The sequence below is a fragment of the Streptococcus sp. FDAARGOS_192 genome, assembly GCF_002073815.2.
GTDB lineage: Bacteria > Bacillota > Bacilli > Lactobacillales > Streptococcaceae > Streptococcus > Streptococcus salivarius_H.
The window spans coordinates 1,682,824-1,699,537 of the sequence record NZ_CP020431.2 but is presented as its reverse complement, the minus strand read 5'-3'; the positions used below and the strand labels follow the sequence as shown (position 1 = coordinate 1,699,537).

Here is a 16,714-nt window from a genome sequence, read left to right as displayed (position 1 = left end):
TGAGGTATTTCTATGAATTTTGAAAAAATAATAAATTATTTTAGACGACTAGGGCAGGCTATTCGCACAAAGTTTGCTGGTTCTGGGTCTAAAAGAGGGGATAAATCTTTTAATGAAAGGAAAGCTACGACTGATTCTAAGTGGAATCGTAAGCAAGGGAGAAAGTCGCCTGAGGACCGGATGACACTCTTAGACATGGGTGATGTTTTCTTAAAAACCTTAAAGCTTTTGTCTGATTTCTTTTATGTGGTTATTATCGTCCTTACCTTGTTCGGTGCAGGAATTGGTTTGGGTTATTTGGGGAGTCAAATTGAGTCTGTTCCGTCGATTAAGGACAAAACCTTGTTGAATCAGATTAGTGAGGTTAGTTTGGTATCTTCTATGAGCTATTCCGATTCTAAGAAGATTGCGGATATCGACACTGACTTGCTGAGAACACCTATTGAGAGTGATGCGATTTCTAACAATGTCAAGAATGCCATCATTGCGACTGAGGATGAAAATTTTAAGAAGCATAAGGGTGTTGTGCCAAAGGCAGTATTTAGGGCTTTGGTGTCATCAGTTTTGGGAGTTGGCTCTTCAAGTGGAGGTTCGACGCTAACGCAGCAGTTAATCAAGCAACAGGTAACAGGGGATGCGCCAACCTTTAAACGTAAGGCGGCAGAGATTATCTATGCCTTACAATTGGAGCGTCGTGTTTCTAAAAATGAAATTTTAACCGATTATCTGAATGTTTCTCCTTTTGGACGTAATAACAAGGGGAAAAATATTGCTGGTATTGAGGAGGCTGCTCAAGGTATCTTTGGCGTATCTGCAGCGGATTTGACAGTTCCTCAGGCTGCCTATCTGGCAGGTTTACCACAGAGCCCAATTGTCTACTCACCTTATACAGCTGACGGTCAATTAAAAAACGCAGAGGATCTTGCTTATGGCTTGGCACGTCAACAAGATGTACTCTACAATCTTTATCGTGGCGGCTATCTTGATAAGTCGCAGTACGAAAGCTATAAGAGTTATGATATCACTAAAGATTTCAAGGCTGGTGAGAAGTCTGATGCTGTAAGTCATGACTATTTGTACTATTCTGTCATGTCTGAGGCTCAGGATGTCATGTATGATTACCTCGTTAAACGTGACAAGGTATCGAGTCAAGATTTGAAAAATGATAAGACAAAGGAAAGCTATCGTGAGAGAGCCCTTCAAGAGCTCCAAACCGGTGGCTACAGCGTTAAGACAACTATTGATAATGCAGTTTATAATGCGATGCAAGATGCTGCGAGTCAATATGGTGGCCTCCTCGACCAAGGAGGTAATAGTGGAGTTGAAGTCGGAAATGTGCTCATGGATAATGCGACTGGAGCAATTCTAGGATTTGTTGGTGGTCGTAGTTACGAAAATAACCAAAATAACCATGCCTTTGATACGGCACGCTCCCCAGGCTCATCTATTAAGCCTATTATCGCTTATGGAATTGCTATTGATCAAGGTTTGATGGGTAGCTCAAGTATCCTTTCTAACTACCCAACTAATTTTACGGGTGGAACGCCTATTCTCCATGATGGTGATAAGGGTACAGCTATGATGAACCTCCAAGAGGCACTCAATACCTCGTGGAACATTCCAGCCTTTTGGACTTACCAAATGCTTCAACGTCATGATGTTGATGTTGAGGGTTACATGACCAAGATGGGGTATAAGATTGCTAATTACAATATCGAGAGTTTACCTCTTGGTGGAGGGATTGAAACCACGGTTGCCCAACAGGTAAATGCCTATCAAATGCTTTCAAATGGTGGCGTCTACGAGAAGGGCTATATGATTGATAGTATTACTGACCGGACTGGCGAAGTTATCTATCAACATAAATCTGAAGGGGTGCAAGTCTTTTCAAGAGCTACGGCTAGTATCATGGATAATCTGCTCAAAGAAGTGGTAGTTAAAGGAGCGACAACTCAATTTCATTCTGAATTGAAAAATGTCAATGGTGCAGCAGCCTCAGCTGACTGGATGGGTAAAACAGGAACGACAGATAACTTTGCGGATGCTTGGTTGATTGTGTCAACACCAGGTATTACTCTTGGTGGTTGGGCTGGTTATGATAATAACACGCCAACTAATTCTAAAACAGGTTACACCTATAATGCGCAATATATGGCTCGTTTGACTTCCGCTATCTATAATGCCAATCCAGGTATTTTTAAAACGGGAGATAAGTTTAATATGGATTCGAGTGCCATTAAGGCAAGTGTGCTCAAATCAACAGGTCTTAAACCAGCAACAGTATCTGTCAATGGTCGTAATGTTTCGGTAAGTGGTGAAATGGTTGATACTTACTGGGCCAAAAATGGACCTGGAGATACGACTTACAAGTTTGCTATTGGTGGAACTGACAGTGACTATCAAAAAGCCTGGTCTAGCATTCTTGGAGGGCATTAAGAATTGCCAAGAAAACTTGCAAAAAAGTAAAAAATTAGGTATAATATAGACAACTATTTGTCGTCTTACTTGGTTGAAATATTGTCCAATCAAGAGATACAGCAGTTAAATCAACGTTTTTTCGGTCAGATTTAGCTGCTATTTTTGTGCTTATTTTTAGGATTTTCAAGTGTTGTAACGCATATTTAAAGGTTCTAAAAATTCACAGATTAAGTTTTTCGCTTATCATTAATCAGCTAAGTGGATCTTGGTGTTTGATCACTTGTCAATGGGACAAGCAACTGAAAAAGGCAGAAGACAAATATTTAAAGTGCACGACTTGCAAAGCAGGTCTCGAATGTAGAAAAGGAGTAGAAGACTTGGCAGGACATGACGTTCAATACGGGAAACATCGTACCCGTCGTAGTTTTTCAAGAATCAAAGAAGTTCTTGATTTACCAAACTTGATTGAAATCCAAACGGATTCATTCAAAGAATTCTTGGATACTGGTCTTAAAGAGGTTTTTGAGGATGTACTTCCTATCTCAAACTTCACAGACACTATGGAATTGGAATTCGTTGGTTACGAATTGAAAGAGCCTAAGTATACACTTGAAGAAGCTCGTATCCACGATGCATCATACTCAGCACCTATCTTTGTGACTTTCCGTCTTATTAACAAAGAAACTGGTGAAATCAAAACTCAGGAAGTCTTCTTCGGAGATTTCCCTATTATGACTGAGATGGGTACTTTCATCATCAATGGTGGTGAACGTATTATCGTTTCTCAGTTGGTGCGCTCACCTGGTGTTTACTTTAACGATAAGGTTGATAAAAACGGTAAAGTGGGTTATGGATCAACAGTTATCCCTAACCGTGGGGCATGGCTTGAGCTTGAAACAGATTCAAAAGACATCGCCTACACTCGTATCGACCGTACACGTAAGATTCCATTCACAACGCTTGTGCGTGCGCTTGGATTCTCAGGTGATGACGAAATTGTTGATATCTTTGGTGATAGCGAATTGGTTCGTAACACCATTGAAAAAGATATCCACAAAAACCCGGCAGATTCACGTACTGATGAAGCGCTTAAAGAAATTTATGAACGTCTTCGTCCAGGTGAACCAAAAACTGCCGACAGCTCACGTAGCTTGCTTGTAGCTCGTTTCTTTGATCCACGTCGTTATGACTTGGCTGCTGTTGGTCGTTACAAAGTCAACAAAAAACTTAACATCAAGACACGTCTTTTGGGACAAACAATTGCTGAAAACTTGGTAGATCCTGAAACAGGTGAAATCCTTGTTGAAGCTGGTACTGAAATGACACGTGATGTGATTGATTCAATCGCAGAATACTTGGATGGTGATTTGAACAAATTTGTATACACACCAAACGATTATGCGGTGGTTACAGAACCTGTTGTTCTTCAAAAATTCAAGGTTGTTGCACCAAACGATCCAGATCGTGTGGTTACAATTGTTGGTAATGCCAACCCAGATGACAAAGTTCGTGCTTTGACAACAGCTGATATTTTGGCTGAAATGAGCTACTTCCTCAACCTTGCTGAAGGTATCGGTAAAGTAGACGATATCGACCATCTTGGTAACCGTCGTATCCGTGCTGTTGGTGAATTGCTTGCTAACCAATTCCGTATTGGTTTGGCTCGTATGGAACGTAACGTACGTGAGCGTATGTCAGTCCAAGATAACGAAGTCTTGACACCACAACAAATCATCAATATTCGCCCTGTAACTGCAGCTGTTAAAGAATTCTTCGGTTCTTCACAGTTGTCACAGTTCATGGACCAACACAACCCATTGTCAGAGTTATCACACAAACGTCGTTTGTCAGCCTTGGGACCTGGTGGTTTGACACGTGACCGTGCCGGATATGAAGTTCGTGACGTACACTACACGCACTATGGTCGTATGTGTCCAATTGAAACACCTGAAGGACCTAACATCGGTTTGATTAATAACTTGTCTTCATACGGACACCTTAACAAGTATGGTTTCATTCAAACACCATATCGTAAGGTTGACCGTGCAACTGGTAAAGTAACCAACGAAGTAGTTTGGTTGACTGCCGACGAAGAAGATGAGTACACAGTTGCTCAGGCTAACTCTAAATTGAACGAAGATGGAACATTTGCAGAAGAAATCGTTATGGGTCGTCATCAAGGTAATAACCAAGAGTACCCATCACACCTTGTAGATTTCGTGGATGTTTCTCCTAAACAGGTAGTTGCCGTTGCGACAGCATGTATTCCTTTCTTGGAAAACGATGACTCTAACCGTGCCCTCATGGGTGCCAACATGCAACGTCAGGCTGTGCCTTTGATTGATCCTAAAGCACCTTATGTTGGTACTGGTATGGAATATCAAGCTGCCCACGATTCAGGAGCTGCAGTTATCGCTCAACACGATGGTAAAGTTGTCTACTCTGATGCTGATAAAGTTGAAGTTCGTCGTGAAGATGGTTCTCTTGATGTTTATACTATTCAAAAATTCCGTCGTTCAAACTCAGGTACTGCTTATAACCAACGTACTTTGGTTAAGGTTGGCGATATTGTTGAAAAAGGTGACTTTATCGCTGACGGTCCATCTATGGAAGGTGGAGAAATGGCCCTCGGTCAAAACCCTATCGTCGCATACATGACATGGGAAGGTTACAACTTCGAGGATGCCGTTATCATGAGTGAGCGTCTTGTGAAAGATGACGTTTATACCTCTGTTCACTTGGAAGAATTCGAATCAGAAACACGCGATACAAAGCTTGGGCCTGAAGAAATCACACGTGAATTGCCAAACGTTGGTGAAGAAGCCCTCAAAGACCTTGACGAAATGGGTATTATCCGTATCGGTGCTGAGGTTAAAGAAGGTGACATTCTTGTTGGTAAGGTAACACCTAAGGGTGAAAAAGACCTTTCAGCTGAAGAACGTCTTCTCCACGCTATCTTTGGTGATAAATCTCGTGAAGTACGTGATACGTCACTTCGTGTTCCTCACGGTGGTGATGGTGTCGTTCGTGATGTTAAAATCTTCACCCGTGCAAACGGTGATGAATTGCAATCAGGTGTTAACATGCTTGTTCGTGTTTACATCGCTCAAAAACGTAAGATCAAGGTCGGAGATAAGATGGCCGGTCGTCACGGTAACAAAGGGGTTGTTTCTCGTATTGTTCCTGTTGAAGACATGCCTTACCTTCCAGACGGTACACCAGTTGATATCATGTTGAACCCTCTTGGGGTGCCATCACGTATGAACATCGGTCAGGTTATGGAACTTCACCTTGGTATGGCTGCTCGTAACTTGGGTATCCACATCGCAACACCAGTCTTTGACGGAGCAAGCTCAGAAGACCTCTGGGATACCGTGAAAGAAGCTGGTATGGATAGTGATGCTAAGACAATCCTTTACGATGGACGTACAGGTGAACCATTTGATAACCGTGTATCAGTTGGTGTCATGTACATGATCAAACTTCACCACATGGTTGATGATAAACTTCACGCTCGTTCAGTAGGTCCTTACTCACTCGTTACCCAACAACCTCTTGGTGGTAAAGCACAATTTGGTGGACAACGTTTCGGTGAGATGGAGGTTTGGGCCCTTGAAGCTTATGGTGCATCAAATATCCTTCAAGAAATCTTGACTTACAAGTCAGATGACGTTAACGGACGTTTGAAAGCCTATGAAGCTATCACTAAAGGTAAACCAATTCCAAAACCAGGTGTACCAGAATCATTCCGAGTACTTGTTAAAGAATTGCAATCACTTGGTCTCGATATGCGTGTCCTTGATGAGGATGACTACGAAGTTGAATTGCGTGATCTTGATGAAGGTGAAGACGACGATGTCATGCACGTTGATGATCTTGAAAAAGCACGTGTACAACAAGCCAAAGAAGCTGCTGAATTAGAAAAAGCTAAAGAAGAAGCTTCAGATAAAACAGAATAAATAAGCTTTAGAGAGGGAGTTCACTCTCTCTGCTAAGGTAGCTGATAAAGGTGAGAATAGCGCTGCTATTGTCAATAGAACAAAAGAAAGGTAATACTAGTGGTTGACGTAAATCGATTTAAAAGTATGCAAATCACACTAGCTTCACCAACTAAGGTCCGTTCATGGTCTTATGGTGAAGTTAAGAAACCTGAAACAATCAACTACCGTACGCTCAAACCAGAACGCGAAGGTCTCTTCGACGAAGTGATCTTTGGTCCTACTAAAGACTGGGAATGTGCGTGTGGAAAATACAAACGTATCCGTTATAAAGGTATCGTTTGTGACCGCTGTGGTGTTGAAGTAACACGTGCTAAGGTTCGCCGTGAACGTATGGGTCACATCGAGTTGAAAGCACCAGTATCACACATCTGGTACTTCAAGGGAATCCCTTCTCGTATGGGATTGACTTTGGACATGAGCCCTCGTGCGCTTGAAGAAGTTATCTACTTCGCAGCTTACGTGGTTATCGATCCAAAGGAAACACCACTTGAACCAAAATCTCTCTTGACAGAACGTGAATATCGTGAAAAATTGCAAGAGTATGGACATGGTTCATTTGTCGCTAAAATGGGTGCAGAAGCTATCCAAGATCTCTTGAAACAAGTGGATTTGGAAGCTGAAATTGCTGAACTCAAAGAAGAGTTGAAGACAGCAACTGGTCAAAAACGTGTTAAGGCTGTTCGTCGTTTGGACGTTCTTGATGCCTTCTATAAGTCTGGTAACAAACCAGAATGGATGGTTCTTAACATTTTGCCAGTATTGCCACCAGACCTTCGTCCAATGGTTCAATTGGATGGTGGACGTTTTGCGGCATCAGACTTGAACGATCTTTATCGTCGTGTTATCAACCGTAACAACCGTTTGGCTCGTTTGCTTGAATTGAATGCTCCAGGTATCATCGTGCAAAACGAAAAACGTATGTTGCAAGAAGCGGTAGATGCCCTTATCGATAATGGACGTCGTGGTCGTCCAATTACTGGACCAGGTAGTCGTCCACTTAAATCTTTGAGCCACATGCTTAAAGGTAAACAAGGTCGTTTCCGTCAAAACTTGCTTGGTAAACGTGTTGACTTCTCTGGACGTTCCGTTATCGCCGTTGGTCCAACACTTAAAATGTACCAATGTGGTGTGCCACGTTTGATGGCCATCGAACTTTTCAAACCATTTGTGATGCGTGAAATCGTTGCGCGTGAATACGCAGGTAACGTGAAAGCCGCTAAACGTATGGTTGAACGTGGCGATGAACGTATTTGGGATATTCTTGAAGATGTTATCAAGGAACACCCAGTACTTCTTAACCGCGCACCTACCCTCCACCGTTTGGGTATCCAGGCCTTTGAACCTGTCTTGATTGATGGTAAGGCCCTTCGTCTTCACCCATTGGTATGTGAGGCCTACAATGCCGACTTTGACGGTGACCAAATGGCCATCCATGTTCCATTGTCTGAAGAAGCTCAAGCTGAAGCACGTTTGCTCCTTCTTGCGGCTGAACACATCCTTAACCCTAAAGACGGTAAACCGGTCGTAACGCCATCTCAGGATATGGTTCTTGGTAACTACTACTTGACTATGGAAGAAGAAGGCCGTGAGGGTGAAGGTATGGTCTTCAAGGATATTGATGAGGCAGTTATGGCTTATCGTAATGGTTATGTTCACTTGCATAGCCGTGTCGGTATCGCAGTAGACAGCATGCCTGATAAACCTTGGAAAGAAAACCAACTTCACAAGATTTTGGTTACAACTGTTGGTAAGATTCTCTTTAACTCAATCATTCCAGCGGAAATTCCATATCTTCAAGAAACAACAAATGAGAACTTGACAGATAGCACACCAGATAAGTACTTCCTTGAACCAGGTCAAGATATCCAAACAGTTATTGATAGTTTGGAAATTAATGCACCATTCAAGAAGAAAAATCTTGGTAACATCATCGCTGAAACCTTCAAACGTCTTCGTACGACTGAAACATCAGCCTTCCTTGACCGTTTGAAAGACCTTGGTTACTACCACTCAACACTTGCTGGTTTGACAGTGGGTATCGCCGATATCCCAGTTATCGATAACAAACAAGAAATTATCGATGCTGCTCACCACCGTGTTGAAGAAATTAACAAGGCCTTCCGTCGTGGTTTGATGACAGATGATGACCGTTATGTTGCTGTTACAACAACATGGCGTGAAGCGAAAGAAGCCCTTGAAAAACGTCTGATTGAAACACAAGATCCTAAGAACCCAATCGTTATGATGATGGACTCAGGAGCTCGTGGTAACATCTCTAACTTCTCTCAACTTGCCGGTATGCGTGGTTTGATGGCCGCTCCTAACGGACGTATCATGGAATTGCCTATCCTTTCAAACTTCCGTGAAGGTTTGAGCGTTTTGGAAATGTTCTTCTCTACTCACGGTGCGCGTAAAGGTATGACCGATACGGCCCTTAAGACAGCCGACTCAGGTTACCTTACTCGTCGTTTGGTTGACGTTGCCCAAGATGTTATCATTCGTGAAGATGACTGTGGAACAGACCGTGGTCTTCTTATCCGTGCGATTACTGATGGTAAAGAAGTTACGGAAACACTTGAAGAACGTCTTCAAGGTCGTTACACTAAGAAATCAGTTAAGAATCCTACAACAGGTGAAGTAATCGTAGGTCCAGATACTTTGATTACTGAAGACATGGCTGCTGCTATTGTCAATGCTGGTGTTGAAGAAGTAACTATCCGTTCAGTCTTTACATGTAACACACGTCACGGTGTCTGCCGTCACTGTTACGGTATCAACTTGGCAACAGGTGATGCCGTTGAAGTTGGTGAAGCAGTTGGTACTATCGCCGCTCAATCTATCGGGGAACCTGGTACACAGCTTACCATGCGTACCTTCCACACCGGTGGGGTAGCCTCAAACACCGATATCACACAGGGTCTTCCACGTATCCAGGAAATCTTTGAAGCACGTAACCCTAAAGGGGAAGCGGTTATCACTGAAGTTAAGGGTACTGTTATTGAAATCGAAGAAGATGCTGCAACACGTACTAAGAAAGTCTTTGTTCAAGGTAAGACTGGAATGGGTGAATATGTTGTTCCATTTACAGCTCGTATGAAAGTTGAAGTGGGTGACGAAGTACACCGTGGTGCGGCCTTGACAGAAGGTTCAATCCAACCTAAACGTCTCCTTGAAGTACGTGATACCTTGTCAGTTGAAACTTATCTTCTTGCAGAAGTACAAAAAGTTTACCGTAGCCAAGGGGTAGAAATCGGTGACAAACACGTCGAAGTAATGGTTCGTCAAATGCTTCGTAAAGTACGTGTTATGGATCCAGGTGATACAGATCTCCTTCCAGGTACACTTATGGACATTTCTGACTTCACAGATGCTAACAAGGATATTGTTATCTCTGGTGGTGTTCCTGCAACATCTCGTCCAGTCCTTCTTGGTATTACGAAAGCCTCACTTGAAACAAATTCATTCTTGTCAGCGGCTTCCTTCCAAGAAACAACACGTGTCCTTACAGATGCAGCTATCCGTGGTAAGAAAGACCATCTCCTTGGTCTTAAAGAAAATGTTATCATTGGTAAGACTATCCCTGCTGGTACAGGTATGGCTCGTTACCGTAACATTGAACCACTTTCAGTTAACGAAGTTGAAGTTATTGAAAACATTGCTGTTGACGAAGCAATTGTGGAATCATCTGAAGACTAAAATGAAAGCAAAAGAACTCACAATGAATTGTGGGTTCTTTTCGTATTTATATGACTAGAATTTCCTCTATTTTTGATAAATATAAAATATAAGACCATTTTTTTTATCTTTTCCAGAAAATTTTGTATAATAAGAACACCAAAGATGAAGTGAGAAAGAAAAATGTACCAAGTAGTTGAAATGAAAGGGGATTTGGAACCGTGGTGGTTCCTAGAAGGCTGGCAAGAGGATATCATCAGTACTAAGGAATTTGAAAATTTTTACGATGCCCTCAAGTACTATAAAAAACTTTGGTTTGCGATGGAAGAAACCTTGCCAAGTTATATCAGCCGTAGTAGTGTCATGACTGCTTTTTGGGATCAAGAGGATAAGCACTGGTGTGAGGAGTGTGACGAATACCTGCAGGTCTATCAATCGATTGCTCTTTTGGATGATTGGCAGGAAATTCCTGAGGAAAAATACCGTCCGGGATATGAAAAGCGAAATGACCTTCCAAATCATGCCCACTGTAAAATTAAACGTTAAATAATCCAGAAGCTCGAAAATTTCGAGCTTTTTTTCATTTTCTTAAACTTTTTACGAATAGGACTATGAGGAGGTCCTTATGGTAACAGAATTTGCTAAGGAAATGATCAAAAATGCTGATAGTTGTGGGGCTCAAGACATCTATGTCATTCCACGTCAGGATACTTACGAGCTCTATATGCGAGTTGGCCAGGAGAGGAGATTAATTGATGTATATCGGCCTGATTTCATGGCTAGTCTTATTGGTCACTTTAAATTTGTGGCGGGAATGATGGTGGGTGAGAAGCGTAGGAGTCAACTAGGTTCCTGTGACTATGATTGTGGTGATGGTCAAAGGGTTTCTCTGCGTTTGTCTACCGTTGGGGATTATCGTGGCTTAGAAAGTTTAGTTATTCGTGTTCTACATTCCGAACGTCGAGAATTAGTGTACTGGAATCAAGGAATCCAGCCTATTATGGATGCTTTGGATTATCGTGGCTTATATCTCTTTGCAGGTCCCGTTGGTTCTGGAAAGACTACGCTTATGCATGAGTTGGTTCAGGAGCGTTTTAAGGGACAGCAGGTGATTTCGATTGAGGACCCTGTGGAAATTAAACAGGATAATGTTTTGCAACTCCAGGTGAATCAAGCAATTGACATGACCTATGATAATTTGATTAAGCTATCATTACGTCACCGCCCGGATGTTTTGATTATTGGAGAGATTCGAGATAAGGAGACTGCTCGAGCGGTTATTAGAGCTAGTCTGACGGGAGTGACTGTTCTTTCAACTATTCACGCAAAGAGTGTGGCAGGTGTTTATGAGCGTCTTCTGGACCTTGGTGTAGATAAGTCTGAGTTGGATAATGCCCTTCAAGGGATTGCCTACATGCGTCTGATTAAGGGAGGAGGTGTGATTGATTTTGCCAGTGAAAATTTCCAAAGCCATTCGTCAATCAGCTGGAACCAACAGTTGGAAGGCTTGGTTAAACAAGGATATCTCACTGAAGGGGATATCCAAGGGGAAAAAATTAAAGATTAATCAGCAATTTAAGGTTATTCAGCTCTTCAAACAACTTTTAAAGGCAGGGTTTACCTTGACTGAAATCGTAGCCTTTTTGGAGCGAAGTCACTTGTTGAAAGAATCGTCATTGTCTCTTATGAAAGCGAGTTTAATGCGAGGCGACAGGTTGGACCAGATGTTTGCGTCAGTAGGTTTTTCGGACAATATTGTTACTCAGATTGCCCTTGCTGATAAGCACGGTAACCTTCTAGGGAGTTTAACCAAGATTGAAACCTATATGCTTCGTATGACCAAGGTTCGTAAGAAACTCATGGAGGTAGCGACCTACCCTATTCTACTTCTGGGTTTCCTGATTCTGATTATGTTGGGGCTCAAAAATTATCTTTTACCTCAACTGTTAGAGGGAGATGGTAAGGAGAATTGGGCTGTACAGTTGGTTCAGATTTTTCCCAAGCTCTTTTTTGTGACTTTGTGCGGACTGCTTGTATTAAGCTTAATTCTCTATCTATGGGTGAAACGCCAGCCAGCCCTTGTCTTTTATCGACGAATGGCAAAAATCCCTTTTATAGGCCAAACTGTCAGACTATATATGACCGCCTATTATGCTAGGGAATGGGGAAATCTCTTAGGGCAAGGTATTGACTTGCTAGACTTAGTTGCCCTAATGAAAGAGCAAAAATCAAAGCTCTTTCGTGAGCTGGGGGCTGATTTAGAAGAAGGCTTGATGCTAGGACAGAGTTTTCCTGACCGTATTGCTAGTCACCCTTTCTTCACTAAGGAACTATCCTTAATTATTGCTTATGGAGAGGCTAATGCTAGGTTGGGCTATGAGTTAGAAGTCTATGCTGAAGAGGTTTGGCAGGCTTTCTTTAACCGTCTTAATAAGGCAACAACCTTTGTGCAACCTCTCATTTTTGTTATTGTTGCTGTCGTGATTGTAATGATCTATGCAGCCATGCTATTACCAATGTATCAAAATATGGAAGGAATGATGTCATGAAAATGATGTTGAAAAAATTGAATGCCGTTAAATTACGAGCTTTTACACTGATTGAAATGCTGGTCGTGCTTCTCATTATCAGTATTCTCCTTTTGCTCTTTGTACCTAACTTGAGCAAGCAGAAGGATTCTGTTAAAGAGACTGGAAATGCGGCTGTGGTCAAGGTCGTAGATTCTCAAGCAGAACTTTATGAAATGAAGAATAACAAGACAGCTAGCTTAGCCGCTCTTGTTTCAGAAGGTCAAATCACGCAAAAACAGGCAGATTCATACAATGATTACTATGCGAAACATGGTGGCGAAAGCCGCTCAGTGGCCAATTAGAGCCTTTACCTTGTTGGAGAGTCTGGTGACTCTAGCAGTTGTTACCTTTCTCACTCTGAGTTTATCAGGCTCAGTCACAGGTATTTTTCAGCAGGTTGAAACTAATCTTTTTTATCTGCGCTTTGAGTACCTATACCGAGATAGTCAGCGCTTGGCAGCGGCGGAAGGGTCCAATGTTGAATTGCAGTTGTCCAAGGATAAAATCAGTAACGGAAAATCAAGTCTGGTGATTCCTAAAAATATACATCTGGATAAGGGGCAGACGCTAGTGTTTGATGCCAAAGGAGGCAACTCTAGCCTCACAAAGATTCGTTTTTCAAGTGATAAGGAGGTGGTGACCTATCAGCTTAACATGGGCAGCGGTAAATATAAAAAGACGGTCTCTTAGAGGCTATATTCTTATCGAAAGCTTGGTAGCAATGGCTGTCTTAGTACTCGTCAGTGGTCTTATCTTGGATCAGATCAATACCAATCGTAGGCTAATGGCTAGGAATCTCCACCAACAGGAGGTCTTGAGTGTGGCAACCATGGCAGTTCAGACCAAACAGGATCAGTTGACCTTAAATGGCATCACAGTGACGGTAAAACGTAGCCAGCAAGGTATCGCGGTTTATGAATCAGGAAAGGAGATTATTCATGTCTCTCAATAGCAAGGTTCGTGCTTTTACCCTCTTGGAATGTCTAGTGGCCTTGTTGGTGATTGCTGGTTCAGTTCAAGTTTATCAAGGTCTGACCACAGTATTGGTGAGCAATGTTAAGCAGGTCAAGCAACAAGAAAGCCAAGACTGGCTTCTATTTGTTCAACAAATGGAGGCAGAATTAGAAGGTTGTCAGTTGGTAAAGGTAGAGGGGAACAAACTCTATGTCAAGCAGGATAATCAAGACTTAGCTTTTGGACTATCAAGTGCTACTGATTTTCGAAAAACAAATGCTGACGGTCGAGGCTACCAACCAATGCTTTTCAATGTAAAAGCTAGTACAATTAGTCAAAATAACCAGATAGTCACCATCCAAGTGACTCTTAAAAATGGGCTACAAAGGAGTTTTGTTTATGCTTTTGAAAAAACAGGTTAGGGGAGGCGTTCTTCTCTACGCTCTTTTTATGGCTGGCATTTTCACACTTCTTCTGCATGTTTATCTGGAGCGGGTGGTTGCTAGCTCTAGACAGAACCAAGCGCAAATGATCTCCAGTCAGAGTCGTCTCATGGCAGAGATGACCATGGACTTGGCGGACAAGGAAGCAGGTGCTTTTAGTTTCTCTCAGGGAACTACGACTTATGAGGTTAAGGACAAACAAGTGATTGTTAGAGTTGCCAGTAAAGGCCAAATCAAGACCTATCGTTATGTGAAGAAGCAGGAGCAGAAATAGAAATTCTCTTTCCTTTTTGATATGATAGAAGGACGGAGGAAATCATGAATTTTGAAGCAATTGAGACAGCCTTTGAGCTGTTGTTAGAAAATGTCCAAACCATTGAAAATGATCTTGGAACCCATGCTTACGATGCCCTTATCGAGCAAAATTCCTATTATTTGGGGGCTGAGGTAGCTAATGAAGTCATCATCAAAAACAACGAGAAATTACGTTCCCTTAATCTAAGTAAAGAGGAGTGGCGTCGTGCTTTTCAGTTCTTGTTTATCAAGCTAGGGCAATTGGAAGCCTTACAAGCCAATCACCAATTTACACCTGATGCTATTGGATTTATCATCCTCTACCTACTTGAAGGTTTGACCAAGGACGACCAATTAGATGTTTTGGAGATTGGTTCGGGGACAGGAAACTTGGCTGAAACTCTTCTAAATAATAGTCAGAAAAACCTTAATTATATGGGAATGGAAGTTGACGATCTCCTTATCGATTTGTCAGCTAGTATTGCTGATGTGGTGAATTCAAGTGCAGTTTACATCCAAGAAGATGCTGTTCGACCACACATTCTCAAAGAGAGTGATGTTATTATTAGTGACCTACCTGTTGGTTACTACCCTAATGATGAGATTGCGAGTCGTTTCAAGGTTGCAGCAACTGGTGAACACACCTATGCCCATCACCTTCTTATGGAGCAATCACTCAAGTACTTGAAGAAAGATGGTATTGCTATTCTTTTGGCACCAACTAATCTTTTGACAAGCCCACAAAGTGATTTGCTTAAGAAATGGCTATCAGGCTATGCTGATATTATTGCCGTTATCACTCTTCCAGAAGCAGCTTTTGGCAATAAACATAACATGAAGTCTATCTTTGTGCTTAAAAAACAAACTGAAAATGCTCCTGAGACCTTTGTTTATCCACTTAGCGATTTGCAAAACCCAGAGGTCCTCAAAGATTTTACAGAGAATTTTCAAAAATGGAAATCAGATAATTCCATTTTCTAGCAAAACATGTTAGAATAGGACTATATTATTGAAAGCGTTTTACAAAGAGGTGGCTTATGACAAAAACAATAGCAATTAATGCAGGAAGCTCAAGCTTGAAATGGCAACTATATGAGATGCCAGATGAAGTTGTTCTTGCTAAGGGTTTGATTGAACGTATCGGCTTGAAAGATTCTGTTTCAACAGTAAAATTTGATGACCGTTCAGAATCGCAAACTCTAGATATTGCTGACCATGTTCAGGCAGTAAAAATCTTGCTTGATGATTTGATTCGTTTTGATATTATCAAGAGCTATGATGAAATTACAGGTGTTGGTCACCGTGTGGTTGCTGGTGGAGAATATTTCAAAGAATCAAGCTTGGTGGATGAAGATGCCTTGGCTAAGATTGAAGAATTGTCAGCCTTAGCGCCTTTACACAATCCAGGTGCAGCTTCAGGGATTCGTGCCTTTAAGGAGCTCCTCCCAGATATTACAAGTGTTGCTGTTTTTGATACAGCCTTCCATACATCTATGCCGGAAGTGGCCTACCGTTATCCAGTGCCTAATCGTTACTATACAGACTACCAAGTCCGTAAGTATGGAGCACACGGAACTAGCCACCAATATGTTTCTCAAGAAGCAGCTAAGTTGTTAGGTAAGCCAATTGAAGAAACTAAGATTATCACAGCCCATGTGGGAAATGGTGTTTCTATTACTGCCGTTGATGGTGGTAAATCAGTAGACACGTCAATGGGGTTGACACCACTTGGTGGCGTTATGATGGGAACACGTACTGGGGACCTTGACCCTGCGATTATTCCATTTGTTATTGATCGTGAGCCTGAAATGGCAGATGCTGAGCGTATCCGTCACGTCTTTAATAAGGAATCAGGTCTTCTTGGCATTTCTGAAAAATCAAGTGATATGCGTGATATCATTGCTGGTAAGAATGCTGGTGATGAAAAATGTGCCTTGGCCTATGATCTTTATGTGGATCGTTTGCGTAAATACATCGCTCAATATTTCGGTGTGTTGAACGGAGCGGATGCTATCGTCTTTACAGCAGGTATTGGTGAAAACTCTGCAGAAGTTCGTGCTTCAGTTTTGGATGGTCTCACTTGGTTTGGTATTGAAGTGGATCCTGAAAAGAATGTCTTTGGACATGTAGGCGATATTACAACAGCAGAGTCAGCTGTTAAAGTATTTGTTATCCCAACAGATGAAGAGTTGGTGATTGCGCGTGATGTTGAGCGCCTTAAAACTAAATAAGTTATCAAAAATTTGATAAGACCAGAAAAGTTGGCCGAGTGATTGGCTAGCTTTTTTGAATGCTCTGAAAGCATCATTTGTCGATGTCTATATATGTGTAATTCAATAAGTAAAGAAAACTTTACAAA

Annotated in this window: 13 protein-coding genes; all 13 read left to right on the top strand. The window is 41.9% G+C overall.

Annotated features, from left to right (window positions below; all coding sequences use genetic code 11):
* The first annotated feature begins 12 nt into the window (after nt 1-12).
* The 13 genes from pbp1b (at nt 13) to A6J31_RS08645 (ending at nt 16,586) form a co-directional block, all read left to right on the top strand.
* Nucleotides 13-2,436, top strand: a complete 2,424-nt coding sequence (pbp1b, locus tag A6J31_RS08705; protein WP_080610977.1) for a penicillin-binding protein PBP1B — start codon at nt 13-15, stop codon at nt 2,434-2,436.
* A gap of 359 nt (nt 2,437-2,795) precedes the next feature.
* Nucleotides 2,796-6,377: a DNA-directed RNA polymerase subunit beta gene (gene rpoB / locus A6J31_RS08700; protein WP_014635122.1), complete on the top strand. Its 3,582-nt coding sequence runs from the start codon at nt 2,796-2,798 to the stop codon at nt 6,375-6,377.
* Between the two features lie 99 nt (nt 6,378-6,476).
* Complete coding sequence (gene rpoC, locus A6J31_RS08695; protein WP_002887020.1) at nt 6,477-10,115, top strand: DNA-directed RNA polymerase subunit beta'; 3,639 nt, start codon at nt 6,477-6,479, stop codon at nt 10,113-10,115.
* A 162-nt stretch (nt 10,116-10,277) separates the two neighbouring features.
* A complete protein-coding gene (locus A6J31_RS08690; protein WP_002887019.1) occupies nt 10,278-10,640 on the top strand; it encodes a DUF1033 family protein in 363 nt (120 codons plus the stop codon).
* Between the two features lie 79 nt (nt 10,641-10,719).
* The gene (comGA, locus tag A6J31_RS08685) at nt 10,720-11,661 is read left to right on the top strand and encodes a competence type IV pilus ATPase ComGA (protein WP_080610975.1); all 942 of its coding nucleotides are present in this window, start codon (nt 10,720-10,722) and stop codon (nt 11,659-11,661) included.
* On the top strand, nt 11,543-12,643 hold the full coding sequence (gene comGB / locus A6J31_RS08680) for a competence type IV pilus assembly protein ComGB (protein WP_142390728.1): 1,101 nt from the start codon (nt 11,543-11,545) through the stop codon (nt 12,641-12,643). Before comGA ends, comGB begins: the two co-directional genes overlap by 119 nt.
* 8 nt (nt 12,644-12,651) lie before the next feature.
* Entirely contained in the window at nt 12,652-12,966 is a 315-nt protein-coding gene (gene comGC, locus A6J31_RS08675; RefSeq protein ID WP_037611125.1) for a competence type IV pilus major pilin ComGC, read from the top strand.
* Nucleotides 12,926-13,354 (top strand): competence type IV pilus minor pilin ComGD, encoded by a 429-nt coding sequence (gene comGD / locus A6J31_RS08670; protein ID WP_263970040.1) that lies wholly within the window; start codon nt 12,926-12,928, stop codon nt 13,352-13,354. Before comGC ends, comGD begins: the two co-directional genes overlap by 41 nt.
* A 31-nt stretch (nt 13,355-13,385) precedes the next feature.
* On the top strand, nt 13,386-13,616 hold the full coding sequence (gene comGE / locus A6J31_RS08665; protein ID WP_002887015.1) for a competence type IV pilus minor pilin ComGE: 231 nt from the start codon (nt 13,386-13,388) through the stop codon (nt 13,614-13,616).
* Nucleotides 13,603-14,040, top strand: coding sequence for a competence type IV pilus minor pilin ComGF (gene comGF / locus A6J31_RS08660; protein WP_002887014.1), 438 nt, complete (start codon nt 13,603-13,605; stop codon nt 14,038-14,040). Before comGE ends, comGF begins: the two co-directional genes overlap by 14 nt.
* Complete coding sequence (gene comGG / locus A6J31_RS08655; protein ID WP_021144683.1) at nt 14,018-14,335, top strand: competence type IV pilus minor pilin ComGG; 318 nt, start codon at nt 14,018-14,020, stop codon at nt 14,333-14,335. Before comGF ends, comGG begins: the two co-directional genes overlap by 23 nt.
* A gap of 44 nt (nt 14,336-14,379) precedes the next feature.
* The gene (locus A6J31_RS08650) at nt 14,380-15,336 is read left to right on the top strand and encodes a class I SAM-dependent methyltransferase (protein WP_080610972.1); all 957 of its coding nucleotides are present in this window, start codon (nt 14,380-14,382) and stop codon (nt 15,334-15,336) included.
* Between the two features lie 56 nt (nt 15,337-15,392).
* A complete protein-coding gene (locus tag A6J31_RS08645; protein ID WP_002885831.1) occupies nt 15,393-16,586 on the top strand; it encodes an acetate kinase in 1,194 nt (397 codons plus the stop codon).
* Nucleotides 16,587-16,714: the final 128 nt, after the last annotated feature.